Raw genomic sequence first — 1,780 nt, 5'->3', positions numbered from 1 at the left:
GATCGCATACCCGACGATCCTCCCGGAGAACGCGTCCTTGATCGCACACATGTAGACCTTGCCTTCGCCTGCTTGGATTCCAGCAGTCGTCGCAACACTAGCGGCGAGGAGCGGAGATGCCGGAGAGGAAGTACACGGAGCAGCAGAGGTTGGCGTTCCTGGCGTTGATTGATCGGGGTGGGTCGGTGCGGGCGGCTGCGCTGGCCGCCGGAGTGAGTCCGGATCGCGGCTACCGATGGATGAAGCAGGCGGGGCTGTCGACGCCGCGAAGCACGCAGCGCAAGCACACCCCGGAGGACAAAGCAGAGTTCTTCCGGCGGCTCGCCGTGAGCGGCAATGTTTCGGCGGTAGCACGCGAACTCGGCTTCAACCGGGTCACCTGCTACGCCTGGGCGCATAAGACGGGGATCTTCACGGGTGCTTACGCGGACGCGAAGCGGCAAGAGTTCCTCAAACTTCGACGCGAGGGCGTATCGCGCCGTGAGGCCGCCCAGCGGTTGGGCGTCGAATCCCATCAGGCGCTGGACTGGGACAAAGGCATCCGCGTGTTCTCGAAGGGTCGGATCTACCCTGACGGCAGAGTGGTGCTCTACCGGCCCGAGGAGGTCCTGGCGAACGTGAAGAACCCGAGAACCGCATGGGTGCAAGGCGAACGCGTCCCCATTGCCCGCGTTGAGCAGGTCATCGATGCCCGCTACCTCAGCCTCCTCGAGCGAGAACGGCTGAAAGATCTGATGATGACGGGTCTGTCGATCCGGAAGATCGCGGCGATGATGGGGCGGGCGCCTTCGACGATTAGCCGTGAAGTGAGACGCAACACCGTCAGCAGGAGCGGCTATCTGCCTCACACGGCGCACCGCGTCTCCGTGAAGCGGCGTGAGCGCCCGCGGGCAGCGAAGCTCGCGGTCGACGGCCCGTTGCGGGACTATGTCGCCGCCAAGCTCAAGAAAAGATGGTCTCCGGAGCAGATCCGTCATCGGCTTCAGCGAGACTTTCCCCATGACCCGGGGATGCGCGTGAGCTGCGAGACGATCTATCAGGCCATCTACGTCCACGCGCATGGAGAGCTCAGACGTGAGTTGGCAGGCTCACTGCGTCGAGGTCGTTCGCGCCGCAAACCGCACCGCAACCCGCAGACGCGCACGAGCAGGTTCATCGACGAGATGACACCGATCTCAAAGCGCCCCGCCGACGTCGAAGCCCGCACGATTCCAGGGCATTGGGAAGGCGACCTGATCGTCGGCGCCGGCAACGGTTCAGCCGTCGCGACTCTCGTTGAAAGGGCCACACGCTACGTGGTCCTGGGCCATCTCCCGATCGAGCGCACTGCTGATGCTGTTCGCGACAGCCTCATCGCCGCCCTGCAGAGGATGCCGACCGCGATGAAGAAGACCCTCACCTGGGATCAGGGAGCGGAGATGAGCGAGCACCGGGCCTTCTCCCTCGCCACGGACATGGCGGTCTACTTCTGCGAACGGGCCTCCCCCTGGCAGCGCGGCACGAACGAGAACACCAACGGGCTGCTCCGGCAGTATCTCCCCAAAGGCACAAACCTCCGCACCCACGACGCCGGCGCCCTCGCCGCGATCGCCGAAGAACTGAACGACCGACCACGCAAGGCGCTGGACTGGGACACACCGACCGAACGGATGAGTGCTTTACTGAACCCCGGATAGTTCACACCGTTGCGACGACTGCTGGAATCCAAGCTGTCGTGTGCTCGGTGATGTCGGTCAACCACAGCTCGTCGGAGCGCTGCGCAGCAAAGACATGCCGTGTG

1 protein-coding gene is annotated in these 1,780 nt (G+C 64.2%); it reads left to right on the top strand.

The genetic code is table 11. From position 1 onward, the window contains the following. Positions 1-239: 239 nt before the first annotated feature. Positions 240-1,676 (top strand): IS30 family transposase, encoded by a 1,437-nt coding sequence (locus IGS67_RS13560; protein WP_456237410.1) that lies wholly within the window; start codon positions 240-242, stop codon positions 1,674-1,676. Positions 1,677-1,780: the final 104 nt, after the last annotated feature.

The sequence above is a fragment of the Flavimobilis rhizosphaerae genome (assembly GCF_014852685.1).
Taxonomy (GTDB): domain Bacteria; phylum Actinomycetota; class Actinomycetes; order Actinomycetales; family Cellulomonadaceae; genus Flavimobilis; species Flavimobilis rhizosphaerae.
This window is presented reverse-complemented; position numbering and strand designations above follow the sequence as displayed.

Excerpts from the sequence above, each read along its gene's own strand:
- IGS67_RS13560 (WP_456237410.1), top strand. The coding sequence starts at position 240 with ATGAAGCAGGCGGGGCTGTCGACGCCGCGAAGCACGCAGCGCAAGCAC.